Here is a 13375-nt window from a genome sequence, read left to right as displayed (position 1 = left end):
GGTCTTTCACACTATAAGTAAAATTTTAACAAAATAGACCACTTTACAGACTTTGATAACAACGATCACGACTGGTAATATGATATAATGAAAGCGTAATTCCATTTTAATTGCAGAAGAGGGGTTTGACCTTTATTATGCTACAATTTAGTCCCTCATTTTTACAGATCGGATCAACTGTAGGTCTGTTAGTGATTGCGATAACCGCTATTCTGGTACGTTCTCGTACTAATCACAGACCGGTCAATGCCAAAAAAATTCTGATCCCGCCTATGGGAATGAGTACTGGTTTTTTTATGTTTGTTGTGGCTGATTTTCGAGTGTCCTGGATATGGGCTTTAGGTGCTTTTTTAGCCGGATGGTTTATTTTTTCGTATCCTTTGATTCGCGGTACCAAGTTTGAACGATCAGGTACAGATATCGTTGTGCAACGCTCCAAAAGTTTTCTGTTTATTTTAATTGGTCTATTAATGATCCGTTTACTGTTACACCGATTTATCGAGCAGTATATTTCGATTCCGCAAACAGCAGGTGTGTTTTTTATTCTGGCTTTTGGCACACTACTACATTGGAGAATATCGATGTACCGTCAATATCGCAAAATGACGTCAGATTCTGCTATTCCGTTGTCTAAATAATCTATATCAACACATAAAAAACCGATTTCTACAAAATAGAAGCCGGTTTTTTGATATATTCATATATTGTTTTGCAGATTGTATTATTTTATAAATGATCTAGCATGTCATTAATCAGTCACTTTGACCAATTGTTTACCTAGATTTTCACCACTAAATAATCCAATAAAGGCTTGCGGTGTATTTTCAAAACCTTCTATTACATTTTCGCGATATTTCAGCTTGCCTTCTTTTACCCAGCTGCCCATTTCTTTCAATCCTTCGGCTGCATCGGCTGCATAATCACCAACTAAGAATCCTTTAAGCAATACTGTCCGTTTGAGCAAAGTAGGCTGGATACGTGGGCCGATATCTGGTTTCTCATTGTTATATAGAGAAATCTGTCCGCATAATGGAATACGTGCATTGGTATTAAGTAGATCAATAACAGCATCCGAGATTTCGCCACCGACATTATCAAAATAAATATCAACACCATCCGGGCAAGCTTCTTCCAATGCTTCACGCACAGGCTTCTCGTCTTTATAGTTAATTACAGCATCAAATCCAAGTTCATCTAATAGATAGCGATTTTTCTCCTCTGAACCTGAGATACCTACTACACGACAACCTTTGATTTTACCAATCTGTCCTACTAACATCCCTACAGCACCACCTGCACCGGAGACAACTAGCGTCTCGCCTGGTTGTGGATTACCGATACGAAGTGTACCAAAGTAAGCAGTAAGTCCAGGCATACCTAGTACACCGACAGCTGTAGAGATTGGAGCCAGTTCTGGATCGACTTTGCGACAAGTGTCTGCATCGACAACAGCATATCGCTGCCATCCCCATCCACCGACTACAATATCGCCTTCTTGATAACGAGAATCGTTACTTTGCAACACTTTACCGATAGAACCGCCACTAACAGGTTCATTTAGAGCATAAGAAGCAGCATAAGACTTCGCTTCACTCATTCGTCCTCTCATATAAGGATCGACTGATATATATAAAGTCTGAATTTGCAATTGACCTTCTTTAGCGTCCTCTAGTGGTTGCTGATCAATCGTAAAGTTTTCTGCAGTTGGCACACCTTTTGGACGGCTTGCCAGTAGAATGCGTTCATTTTGAATAGTAGACATTATTTATTCCTCCTTGTTTTGCTTACTATTTGTTATTACCCTTAAACGACTATTGTATCGCGTATTCACACTTTTATCACATTCTGTTCATTTCAAATAAATATTAAGTTAAGTTTCATGACACATCTGTTAATAATAAGCAAAATAAAGTACTATTATAAGTGATCATGAATAGTTAATTGACATTGAAATGCACTTTAGTTGTATTTTATTAAATATAGATCAGCCAATATTACATTGTATATGAAAAGAAGCAGGAGGTTAGCTATGCGTAGAAAATCAAGAAAAGTGGCTATCGTAGGTGCTGGAATGGTAGGAGCAGGTTGTGCGTATTCGATGATTAATCAATCTATCGGTGATGAGATTATGATGATCGGACGTACTCATGAACGTGCAGTAGCCCAAGCATTGGATTTGTCACATTGCATGGAATTCACCTCTCACCGTACCAAAGTCTATGCAGGTACATTGCAAGATTGTGGAGATATGGATATTGTGATTATTACTGCCGGAGCTAATCCGATACCCGGGCAAAATAACCGGATGAATATTTTGCATGAGACTGCCGCGATTGCTCGCGAAATTACAGAACCAATTGTCGCGAGTGGATTTAACGGTGTATTTATTGTCGCGGCTAATCCTGTAGATGTGATTACTCATCTAGTATGGCAAATTTCAGGCTTTCCACGTGAACGTGTGATCGGAACAGGTACATCGATCGATTCTTCTCGCCTCAAAACGCTACTTTCTGATGTGTTTTCGATCGATCCACGCAGTGTACATGGATATGCACTTGGCGAACATGGAGAATCTCAATTTGTCGCATGGTCACATGTTACGATTGGCGGTAAGCCGCTATTGCATATTTTAGATCAACATACCGCTCGTTTTCCAGATCTGAATCTGGATGATATCGCTCGCAAAACCAAAGATGCAGGCTGGGAGATTTTTACCCGCAAAGGCAATACACAATTCGGTATCGGCAATGCACTTGCGTATATCGCCCGTTCGATTCTTAATGATGAACAACGGATTATTGCTGTTTCTTCTATATTAGAAGGAGAATACGGACAATATGGTGTCTGTGCAGGTGTACCTGCCATTATCGGCGGCGAAGGTATCAAAGAAATTATCGAACTTCAACTGACTGCGGAAGAGCAGACCAAATTTGAATACTCTTGTCAGCAGATTCGTAATGGTATTGAAGCTGTTCTACCAGTGATCATTCCTAATAGCGATGTTGTCTAAAATGTCGTCTAAGTCATAACAAACTAATCTGCTCACTCTAAATCGTTATCAACTACCCATATCAAAAAAAGAGCTATACTTCTGAATAATCAGATCGTATAGCTCTTTTGCTGGTATTAGATATTCATTTATACAGCTATATTACATATTCTTTCTTCTTACTCTCCCGAACTCGACGCTGCATCCCACTCTAGACTTTCCAGAAATCGGTATACATCCTCAAAGACCAGATCATGTTGCTTGTCCATCGTCAGAATATGACCGGATTGGTCATACCATTTCAGCTCCTTGATCGGCATAGTCAGATCTTCATAAATAATCCGGGCACTCTCTAGATAAAGGTCTTCATCAAGCTCACCCTGCATAATCATGGTCGGTGCAGAGATACGCTTTACCTGACTAGCGGTAGAGGATATTAGTTTACGTAATTGATCCAGACTGTGCAGAGGTTCTTCAGCTAGCTCTATCAGTTCCTTCTCAATCTGTGTCTCTTCTTTGCCTTCGATAGACTTGAACCAGCGGGCATATTCCAGTACCCGTCTGAGAATATCTTCATTGTCTTTTTCACGTATAGGTGCACACATCGAGACGATAGCTTTGGCGGGAAATAGAGTACCCAGTCGCAGGGAGAATACACCGCCCAGTGATACACCAACTACAGCGATCTCTTCATACCCTTCCTGCTCTAGATATTCATAACCGTCTACAGCACTTTTCCACCATTCCGAAGGTTTGGTGTGTAGCAGTTCTTCTGGAGTACTGCCGTGTCCTTTATACAGCGGGCCATGACAGGTATACCCTCTATCATTCAGGAAACGTCCCAGTTTGCGGACATGCAGTGTATTGCCAGTATATCCATGTAACAGTAGAGCAGCCCTTGCTCCTCCGCGATACGTAAATGACTGAGGGGGAACCAGTTTCATCCGATCATCTCTCCAATTCTATTTTCTCTATATTATAAACAGAATGACTGCTCTAAAAGCAGAACCAGAAGTAAGAATACCATATTTACTATCAGTAGCCTAATCCGCAGTATACGGATCAGAAGTCCTCGTAAATGTTAGTTATCCTACTTCTGAAGAGAGATTGCTGTCTTATTCTGTTACTGCGATATCATCGGAATAAGTCACTATATAGTCTGCTTCATCAAAGGCTGATACATGAACAGGAAGATCGGCTACAATATTTTTTGAGTGAACTGCAAGCAGGTTCTTATTTCCCATCTTCTACTCAGCCACAAGATAAGTAATCCAGTAGATCGTTAATAGAATAATAATGAAGCTATTCTACCTGTGATCATTGCTAAAACGATACTGGCTAAGATGTTGGCTAATTGATAACTAATCTATCTGCTTACTCCATATCGTTATCCATTCCATATACCAAAAAGAGCTATACTTCTGAATAATCAGATCGTATAGCTCTTTTGCTTGTATTAGATATTTATTTGTATGCTGTGCGTTATTTTACAGTCAATACCGGACAGTTCGCATGCTGGATCACTTTGTGACTGACACTACCGAGAAATAATTCAGACATTTTACTCATGCCTCTAGTTCCCATCACGATTAGATCGTAATTCTGGCTATTTGCTAAGTCGCAAATAATCGTCGCTGGATCACCTGTCTGGTAATTAATATCATACTGAATACCTGTAGGATCAAGTACCTGACGATAAGGTTCTGTCATTTCATGCCCTTCTTCATTTAACTTGGCATCGACATCAATACCTAATGGTGGTTCAGCAACCATCATCACTGGATTGACATGAACTGCTGTAAGTGAAGGTTGGCTCGATAAAGCTTGGATCAATTCGATCGCTTTTTGCAACGCTCGATCTGCGTGTTCTGATCCGTCTACAGCTACTAATATTTTACGAAATACGGAACCGGTCGGCATCTGTTCTTGTGATTGAATATTGGTCATGATTATCCTCTTCCTTCTATTATATAGAATCAAACATTAGATATAGAACCTAAGATTAGTGAGCATGAGATACATCAATATCACGTAAGTGACGACGACGTACAATCAATACCAATACACCGATAAATACCATTAATGCACCAAAGTAAAATGGCATCTGTGCATTGTACCATTCAGATAATTTACCTGCTAACCACGGAGAAGCCGCACCACCTAAGAAACGAACAAAGCTATATGATGCTGAAGCAACCGAACGTTCTACAGGAGCGGATTCCATAACAGCCGTTGTAATCAACGTATTGTTAATTCCTAAGAAAATACCTGCGACAATAACAGCCACAATAACAGTTGTTGGTGAACCCATAAATGTACCGATACCCATTGCTAACAAATCCAGTGTAAATAGGGTTAACATTACACCCATCGAAGCAGCTAAGTTAAAGCGACTTTGCAATTTAGGAGCTACAAATACAGAAGTAAAAGCAAGCAAGATTCCCCATCCAAAGAATACATAACCTAGTCCATGTTCATCCAATCCCATGACATAAGGAGAATAAGCCATCAATGTAAAGAAACCAAAGTTATATAAGAAAGCGACAATCGCTAATGTTTTGAGTGCTGGATAGCTAAGTGCTTTGAACGGATCAGCGAGTGAACTGCGTTTAGCTGGTTTTGGAATTTTCGGTAAAACGAATAAAATAAATAAGAAACCAATAACCATCAATACACTAACACCGAAGAAAGGACCTCTCCAAGAGATCGAACCCAATTCTCCACCAAGCAAAGGACCGACTGAAATACCTAGTCCAAGTGCTGCTTCATACAAAATAATCGCTTTGGCTGTACCTGATGTCGATAAGCCCACAATTGCCGATAACGCTGTTGCAATAAATAACGCATTACCTAATCCCCATCCACCGCGGAAACCAACGATTTGAGCAATCGTATCAGATGCTCCACCTAATGCTGAGAATGCAATAATAAGCAAAATACCACTTAATAATGTCCATTTAACCCCGATCCGACTGGATACAAAACCTGTGATTAACATCGCAAGACCGGTAACCAGATTATAACTGGTGAATAGTAACGATACCTGACTTTTACTTGCATGTAATTGATTAGCGATTGCTGGCAAAATAGGGTCAACTAAACCCAGACCCATAAATGAAATCACACAAGCAAAAGCAACAGCCCAGACTGCTTTAGGTTGAGAAAACAACCCGCCACGTTCAGGCAGTTCTTTTAAAGTTGATGTTTTGGTACTCATATTGATGTATTCCTCCTTGGAAACCATTAATTTAATTTAGCTAATCCTTCTTGAATCCGTTGACGCAATAATTCTGCATCGGCTTTGAACGCATAGATACGGTTTAACTTCTCATCCACCATATGTAGCTGTTGATCTAACGTCTTATTCATTTCGATCAATTGCTGACGACGTTCTTCTTCATCCGTAGTGTTGCGGTATTGCTCGCGCTGATCATTGAGCATCTCGGTTACTTTGACATAATGCTGTAATTCTTGAAGCGAGAAGCCTAGCACATCGCGAGCATTGATAATTTTTTTGAGCCGATCAATATCTGTCTGACTGTATAACCTTGTTCCACCATCACTACGTTGAGGAGAAACAAGCCCAATCTCTTCATAATAGCGCAGTGTACGCTTCGTTAAGTTACAGGCAGTAGCGACTTCATCAATCTTGTAGAGAGTCATCTGTCATCCCTCACTTTGTTTGTACTCATATATCTTTTATATAAAAATAATTACATATAAGTTATGTAACTATAATACTACTATCTCACGTTAACGTCAATGTTATATACCAAATTTATATGTATTTTTTGTTATATATAAAAAGACACCTCTCAGGAAAATCATTTTATAACCTACTGGCTATAAAATAACTATCCATATGAAGTGTCTTTGGGGTTTGCTTCGTAAAAATCATTCTTCTATTGTACTAGAAGACGTCGCTTTTATTTTGCCAAACGCTAGATTATTGTTTTTTCTCTACAGCGTGTCCGCCAAATTCGTTACGTAGAGCTGCAACAACTTTACCTGTAAATGTATCGTTGTCTAGAGAACGGTAACGCATCAATAGAGACAATGCGATAACTGGAGTTGCCATTTGTAGATCCATTGCTTCTTCTACTGTCCATTTACCTTCACCAGAAGAATGCATGATTCCTTGAATTTCTTCCAAGTTACCATCTTTTGCAAATGCGTTTTCTGTCAATTCCATTAACCATGAACGGATAACAGAACCGTTGTTCCATACGCGTGCTACTTTTTCGTAGTTGAAATCGTACGGGCTTTTCTCTAATACTTCAAATCCTTCACCGATTGCAGCCATCATACCGTATTCGATACCGTTATGAACCATTTTCAAGTAATGACCGCTACCTGATTCGCCTGCATACAAGAAGCCATTTTCAACAGAAGTATCGCGGAATACTGGTTCAACTACATCCCAAGCTTCTTTGTCGCCACCAACCATATAACAAGCACCGTTACGAGCACCACTCATACCACCTGAAGTACCTGCATCCATGTAACGAATACCTTTTAATTTCAATTCGTTATAACGACGGATCGATTCTTTATAGTGAGAGTTACCTGCTTCGATCACGATATCATTTTCATTTAACAATGGAGCGATCTCGCCTAGTACGGAATCAACAACACCATGAGGAACCATGATCCATAAGATACGTGGAGATTCTAAGTTAGATACCACTTCTGCTAATGTATATGCTGGTGTTGCACCAAGATCAGCGATTTCTTTTACTGCTTCTTTGTTCAAATCAAATGCAACAACCTCGTGGTTGTGATCCATTAAGTTTTGTCCAAGGTTCATACCCATTTTTCCTAATCCAACTAATCCGATTTTCATTGTGTAACCCTCCGTGTCTTTTTTGTAAAAGTAGTTGTTACTCACTATCCATAAGTCTTTTCTCTATTGATCTATATCTACAAAGCCAAATTTTAGCTTTAGATCACATGTAGAATACGCTCTGTAAAACATATACCAGAGCGTATTACCCATTTTATGGTATCTGTTAAACGACTGCTACAGGAGCAGAAGCTTGAACAGGTTGATCTTTTAACCATTGGAATCCTTCAACAGCAAGCAATTCATTAGAAGCTTCAGGACCATACGTACCTGCTGCATAATGATGAATTGGCAAATCGTTATCTGCAAATGCTTCTAGGATCGGTTGTACCCACTGCCAGGACAATTCAACTTCATCCCAGTGAGCGAAGAATGTTGCATCTCCACGTAGTGCATCATAGATTAACAATTCGTAAGCTTCAGGCTCATTGTCTGATCCTACTTTAAATTCAGCTGTCATTGGCTCAAGACGACCAGTGATGACGTTTTTATGATTTAATTGTAGCGTGATTTTTTGATCTGGATTAATGCTGATCACCAACATATTCGGTTGAGCATCACAAGCTACACAGATATCTTCATTTTTCATTACATCTTTAAATTCAATTACGATACGAGTTGATTTCTCTTTCATACGTTTTCCGGTACGAATATAGAAAGGAACCCCTTGCCAAGAGAAATCGTCTACCCATACACGAGCAGCAATAAATGTATCTGTCATTGAACCTGGAGTGATTCCTGGCTCATCTTGATAAGAAGCTAATGCCTTACCATTGCTTTCACCAGCACTATATTGAGCACGTACGATATGTTTGTGCGCATCTTCTTTAGAAATGGAGCGTAACGACTGAGCGATATGTTTTTTGTGAGAGCGTACATCGTCTACGGTATGACCAGCAGGCAATGTCATTGCAGTCATCATCAACACTTGCAACATATGGTTTTGCATCATATCACGAATCGCACCTGTGTGATCGTAATATCCTGCACGTTCTTCAACACCCACTGTTTCTGCTGCTGTAATCTGTACATTAGCAATATGACGGTTGTTCCAAAGTGCTTGAATCGCTGGATTGGTAGAAGCTAAAGATTCCAAATTTTGCACCATTGGTTTGCCCAAATAGTGATCGATACGGAAAATTTCTTCTTCTGCAAATGTTTTGCTTAATTGTTCATTCAACTGACGAGCAGAAGAAAGATCATGTCCAAATGGTTTTTCGATGATTAGACGTTTCCAACCTGTTGTTGTTCCAAGTCCGCTGTCTTTGATATTAGTAGCAATCACTTCAAAGAATTCAGGAGCGACTGACATATAGAACATACGATTTTGCGGAATATTTAATTCAGCTTCACGAGTTTCAACGATTTTGAGCAGTTCTTGATAACCTGCTGTATCATCAACATTTAAGATATGGTAACGAATCGAGCGAAGAAAAGCATCTACAGATTCGCGATTTTCTGGTTTGTTACGTGAAAATTCTTCTAACGCCTGTTCTACGTAAGTTTGGAATGTAGCATCATTGAACGATTTTCTTCCTAAACCAATTACCGAAAAAGCTTCAGGCATTTTGCTATCTACAAACAAGTTATACAAAGCAGGGAAAATTTTACGTTTTGCTAAATCCCCTGTTGAGCCGAACAATACAAAAGTCATTGCTTCCATTCGTTTCTCCTCCAAAGTACCCTACTCCAACACAGTTTCTATTTTATCGTACGGGTATATTTTATCTACGTGACATGTGGTGTTTTCATTCTTGCTGAAAAGATACGGTTGATATAGCAACTATATCGCCAAAAAATAAACGAGCATTTTTCATTATGTACGACTTTACATAAAAGAAGTCGTTGCATATCCAAATCTCGCTTTAAAGTCAATCCGTCGTTGTGTCTCTTTTGTGACAGACACTGTTTACAAAATCCACAATAGACCTTGTGTCGAACAATGTCAAGGATAAAAATGAAAGTTTCAGAATGAACATTACTTATTCCGTCAATTTATTATCGGTATTTTGCCGCTACTTGTGAATAGCTTCGTTGACAATAACGGTTACAAGTGATAGGCTATTTTTGCACAAAAGGTTGCTATAACAACTAAAACAGTAGGTGAATGATATGCCTTATGACGTAGAAAAGAGTTATACCGTATTGATTCGTGATGTCCATCTAGCGATCTCCGGTCATATTAAAAATAAATTATCTCCATTTAACCTGGCGCCCGAGCAAAATTTTATTATGATGCTGTTATGGAAAAAAGATGGCATTACGCAAAATGAAATTGGTGAGCGCTTAGGAAAAGACAAAACCAATATTACGCGCATGATCTCTAATTTAGAAAATAAAGGTTTTGTCCGTAAAATTACATGTACTGATGATCGACGTTGCTTCAAAATCTATCTTACTCCCGCAGGTGCACAACTTGAAAATGAAGTCTGCCCTGTGATGGAAGAAGTCGGACAAGAACTGGTAGATGGCATTTCAGCAGAAGAACTGGTTCTGTTGCGTCGTCTGCTTACCAAAGTTCGTGATAACGCAAGCACTACGACTGTCGCTAACGATTCAGCAATCACACCACAATCGATAGTTACAGCTCCTCTATAACTGGGAGCTAAATGAATACGGTAGGTAAATCCTCTTTTCACTTTGAAGAGCAGGATTTGCCTTTTTGGTCTGTCTGCTACTTTTCCTCTTCTACATACATACGAATAATCTGAATCGGCCCGCGTGAATTAAGTTCCATCATTTGCTCGGTCATTTTCTCCGGTGTATACGGCATATCATTGTCTAACCACCAATAAATGACTCCTACATACGCTGATCCAATATAACTAGCGATCACATCTTTATGGACAAATAACTTATCATCGTCAAACCGCGAAAACTTTTGCTCATAAAAAGTAGTGATATACCGCTTCATATACTGGATAAAATTCATACTCGCTTTGCGTTCAAACATCACTCGAAAAAACTCTTTGTATTTGATCACATACTCAAAAATCCTTTTCGCAATATACCGTTGTAGATCGTCTATTGAAGGATTAATAATGGATGCTTCTTTGGCATCGCCAAACAGTTCGCCCAAAATCTCATCTGTAGTTGTATACAATAAATGATCTTTTGTTTCATAATGCAAGTAAAATGTTTTACGGTTTAAGGTGGCAAGATCGGTAATATCTTGAATTGTGATTTGAGCATACGGTTTGCGATCCATCAGATCGATTAACGCATCTTGTAACAAACGGCGTGTACGTCGCACACGCGGATCTAATTTTTGCTCAGGCATATATGCTTCCCCTTCTCTTCTAATTATCATTGAATAATAAGTAATGCTTCCAACATGTTGCATCTTGTTAACCCTATATACCCACTTTATAGACAAGTGTCGCTTTAGCCACATCTAAAGAAAGTTTGGTTATTGTAACTATAGGATCAATAGCGTATAATTCAATTTAACACAATTTAATATGAAAATTTATTCATATCTATCAAGCCGAATTGGTTTGTTTATTATAAAAACAGATATTAAAGGAGTTTTACACATGACAACAGCACATGAGTTAGTTCAACAACAACGACAATTTTTTAATACAGGTAACACCAAAGATGTTACTTTCCGTATTCAAGCGCTAAATCGTCTTAAAAAAGCAATCGAGAAATTTCATCAACCGATTTTGGATGCTTTGAAAAGTGACCTTAACAAATCAGAGCCTGAAGCGTTCGGTTCTGAAATTCGTATCGTTTTAGGCGAAATCGACTTTACGTTAGAACATCTAGAGCAATGGGCAGCACCACGTGAAGTACCTACTGCTTCTACTTTGCCAGATTCGTCTAGCTTTATTCATCCAGAACCTTATGGTGTTGCTTTGATTATTGCGCCTTGGAATTATCCTTTCCAATTAGCATTTGGTCCATTGGTTGGTGCGATGGCAGCCGGTAATAGTGCAGTGATCAAACCTTCTGAATTAACACCTGCGGTATCTAAAGTAACTGCTGAATTGATCGCAGATACTTTCCCTAGCGAGTATATTGCTGTTATGGAAGGCGAAGTAGAGACTAGCACAGCATTACTCAAAGAAAAATTCGACTATATCTTCTTCACAGGTAGCACAGGCGTAGGTAAAGTGGTGATGAGAGCAGCGGCAGAGCATTTAACACCAGTTACATTAGAATTAGGCGGTAAAAGTCCAAGTATCGTGCACAAAGATGCGAATCTACAAATCGCTGCTCAACGTCTAGCTCGTGGTAAATTCTTAAATGCAGGACAAACTTGTGTAGCACCTGATTATCTATTGGTACATGAAGATGTACGTGAAGAGTTTATTTCTTTATTACAAGCAGAAATCAACGATAAATATACAGAAAATGCAACTCAAAATCCAAACTTCCCGCATATCGTTAATCAACGTAACTTTGATCGACTAGCAAAATTTTTGGAAGATGGCGAGTTCTTAATCGGTGGTCGTTCGATTCGTGAGCAATTGGTTATTGAACCTACATTACTAGGCAATGTCGATTGGAGTTCACCAGTCATGCAAGAAGAAATCTTCGGACCGATCTTGCCTGTTATTGAATACAACGATCTTAATCCTATTTTAGAGGAAATCACAAATCGTCCTAAACCACTGGCTCTATACTTGTTCACCAATGATGAAGAAGTACAAGATCAAGTATTCAACACTGTATCTTTCGGTGGCGGTTGTGTTAACGAAACATTGTCTCATATGACTTCACACTACCTACCTTTCGGTGGTGTTGGTGATAGCGGTATGGGTTCTTATCACGGACAACAAAGCTTTGAACTATTCTCTCATCACAAAAGTATCCTAAAACGCAATTCTTAATATACTATAGTTAAAATAAAAGTAAGTGAAACCCCTGTGCAACTGTACAGGGGTTTTACTTACTTTATAACCGTTAATTCATATATTTCAGATAAATGATTGTTCAATTGTCTTTTCCATAATTCAACTTTCTGACCTACAAATATATTAGATATGGTTGTCTCTTCTCGAACTTTTGTATAACTTAATGTTTTTTCATTTTGAGCATAATTATCTATATTTCTATAAAATTTTGAGTTTTTAGATACAGAATGTCTTGTCTTATTGTCTAATGTAATTTCATAGAAGACAACTTCCCCATCAATCCGAGTATTCTTTTCTTCAAGCTTAGTAATAGTACCTAAATAATATTGCTGTTGAGTATCAGGCTTACTCCAACTATCAACAGCACCACTTTTAAAAAAAGAAAATACCATTGCAAGTATCATTACTACCAAAATAATTATAGCTAATAAATACTCTGATCTTTTTATATTAAAAAAATTCAATATTACTCAATCCTTTATTAGTTTGATAGAACTTCATTTTTCAGTTTGGTACACTTCTATCTTAATTTAACTCACAAATGTATAGACTTCATTTAAAAATAAAAGTTACAACTTAATTAAAATTACACTTTATACACACTGATTGACTATATGTGGCTTTCTCCCCATTTCACATTACACTGGTTATTGAGTCCTCTATTGGGTAAGTTTATAATTA

Annotated in this window: 13 protein-coding genes; 4 read left to right on the top strand and 9 right to left on the bottom strand. The window is 38.5% G+C overall.

Annotation, left to right across the window (positions count from 1 at the left end; genetic code table 11):
- Positions 1-137: 137 nt before the first annotated feature.
- On the top strand, positions 138-638 hold the full coding sequence (locus tag PQ456_RS02040) for a CcdC family protein (protein ID WP_273614629.1): 501 nt from the start codon (positions 138-140) through the stop codon (positions 636-638).
- A gap of 110 nt (positions 639-748) precedes the next feature.
- Here PQ456_RS02040 and PQ456_RS02035 read toward each other — a convergent pair whose 3' ends face one another.
- On the bottom strand, positions 749-1762 hold the full coding sequence (locus PQ456_RS02035) for an NADP-dependent oxidoreductase (protein WP_273614628.1): 1014 nt from the start codon (positions 1760-1762) through the stop codon (positions 749-751).
- A gap of 267 nt (positions 1763-2029) precedes the next feature.
- On the opposite strand from PQ456_RS02035, the gene PQ456_RS02030 reads away from it, so the two are divergent.
- Entirely contained in the window at positions 2030-3010 is a 981-nt protein-coding gene (locus PQ456_RS02030; protein ID WP_273614627.1) for an L-lactate dehydrogenase, read from the top strand.
- A gap of 158 nt (positions 3011-3168) precedes the next feature.
- On the opposite strand, the gene PQ456_RS02025 is transcribed toward PQ456_RS02030, so the two are convergent.
- The 6 genes from PQ456_RS02025 to zwf form a co-directional block, all read right to left on the bottom strand.
- Positions 3169-3933: an alpha/beta hydrolase gene (locus PQ456_RS02025; protein WP_273614626.1), complete on the bottom strand. Its 765-nt coding sequence runs from the start codon at positions 3931-3933 to the stop codon at positions 3169-3171.
- A 538-nt stretch (positions 3934-4471) separates the two neighbouring features.
- On the bottom strand, positions 4472-4936 hold the full coding sequence (locus PQ456_RS02020) for a universal stress protein (RefSeq protein ID WP_273614625.1): 465 nt from the start codon (positions 4934-4936) through the stop codon (positions 4472-4474).
- A 55-nt stretch (positions 4937-4991) separates the two neighbouring features.
- Positions 4992-6206 carry an MFS transporter gene (locus PQ456_RS02015; protein ID WP_273614624.1) on the bottom strand — a complete coding sequence of 405 codons (1215 nt, stop codon included), beginning with the start codon at positions 6204-6206 and terminating at the stop codon, positions 4992-4994.
- A 26-nt stretch (positions 6207-6232) separates the two neighbouring features.
- The gene (locus PQ456_RS02010) at positions 6233-6652 is read right to left on the bottom strand and encodes a MerR family transcriptional regulator (RefSeq protein WP_273614623.1); all 420 of its coding nucleotides are present in this window, start codon (positions 6650-6652) and stop codon (positions 6233-6235) included.
- Positions 6653-6935: 283 nt separating this feature from the next.
- Positions 6936-7832 (bottom strand): phosphogluconate dehydrogenase (NAD(+)-dependent, decarboxylating), encoded by an 897-nt coding sequence (gnd, locus tag PQ456_RS02005; RefSeq protein ID WP_069329580.1) that lies wholly within the window; start codon positions 7830-7832, stop codon positions 6936-6938.
- Positions 7833-7998: 166 nt separating this feature from the next.
- Entirely contained in the window at positions 7999-9495 is a 1497-nt protein-coding gene (gene zwf, locus PQ456_RS02000; protein ID WP_273614622.1) for a glucose-6-phosphate dehydrogenase, read from the bottom strand.
- Positions 9496-9944: 449 nt separating this feature from the next.
- On the opposite strand from zwf, the gene PQ456_RS01995 reads away from it, so the two are divergent.
- Complete coding sequence (locus PQ456_RS01995; RefSeq protein ID WP_273614621.1) at positions 9945-10430, top strand: MarR family winged helix-turn-helix transcriptional regulator; 486 nt, start codon at positions 9945-9947, stop codon at positions 10428-10430.
- Positions 10431-10506: 76 nt separating this feature from the next.
- On the opposite strand, the gene PQ456_RS01990 is transcribed toward PQ456_RS01995, so the two are convergent.
- Positions 10507-11112, bottom strand: a complete 606-nt coding sequence (locus PQ456_RS01990; RefSeq protein WP_273614620.1) for a TetR/AcrR family transcriptional regulator — start codon at positions 11110-11112, stop codon at positions 10507-10509.
- A 256-nt stretch (positions 11113-11368) separates the two neighbouring features.
- On the opposite strand from PQ456_RS01990, the gene PQ456_RS01985 reads away from it, so the two are divergent.
- Positions 11369-12670: an aldehyde dehydrogenase gene (locus tag PQ456_RS01985; RefSeq protein WP_273614619.1), complete on the top strand. Its 1302-nt coding sequence runs from the start codon at positions 11369-11371 to the stop codon at positions 12668-12670.
- 59 nt (positions 12671-12729) lie between these two features.
- On the opposite strand, the gene PQ456_RS01980 is transcribed toward PQ456_RS01985, so the two are convergent.
- Entirely contained in the window at positions 12730-13158 is a 429-nt protein-coding gene (locus PQ456_RS01980) for a hypothetical protein (protein ID WP_273614618.1), read from the bottom strand.
- Between the last annotated feature and the right edge of the window lie 217 nt (positions 13159-13375).

This window comes from Paenibacillus kyungheensis, from assembly GCF_028606985.1.
Taxonomy (GTDB): Bacteria; Bacillota; Bacilli; order Paenibacillales; family Paenibacillaceae; genus Saccharibacillus; species Saccharibacillus kyungheensis.
The sequence above is the reverse complement of the archived record's forward strand: the minus strand, read 5'-3'. Positions and strand labels throughout refer to the sequence as shown.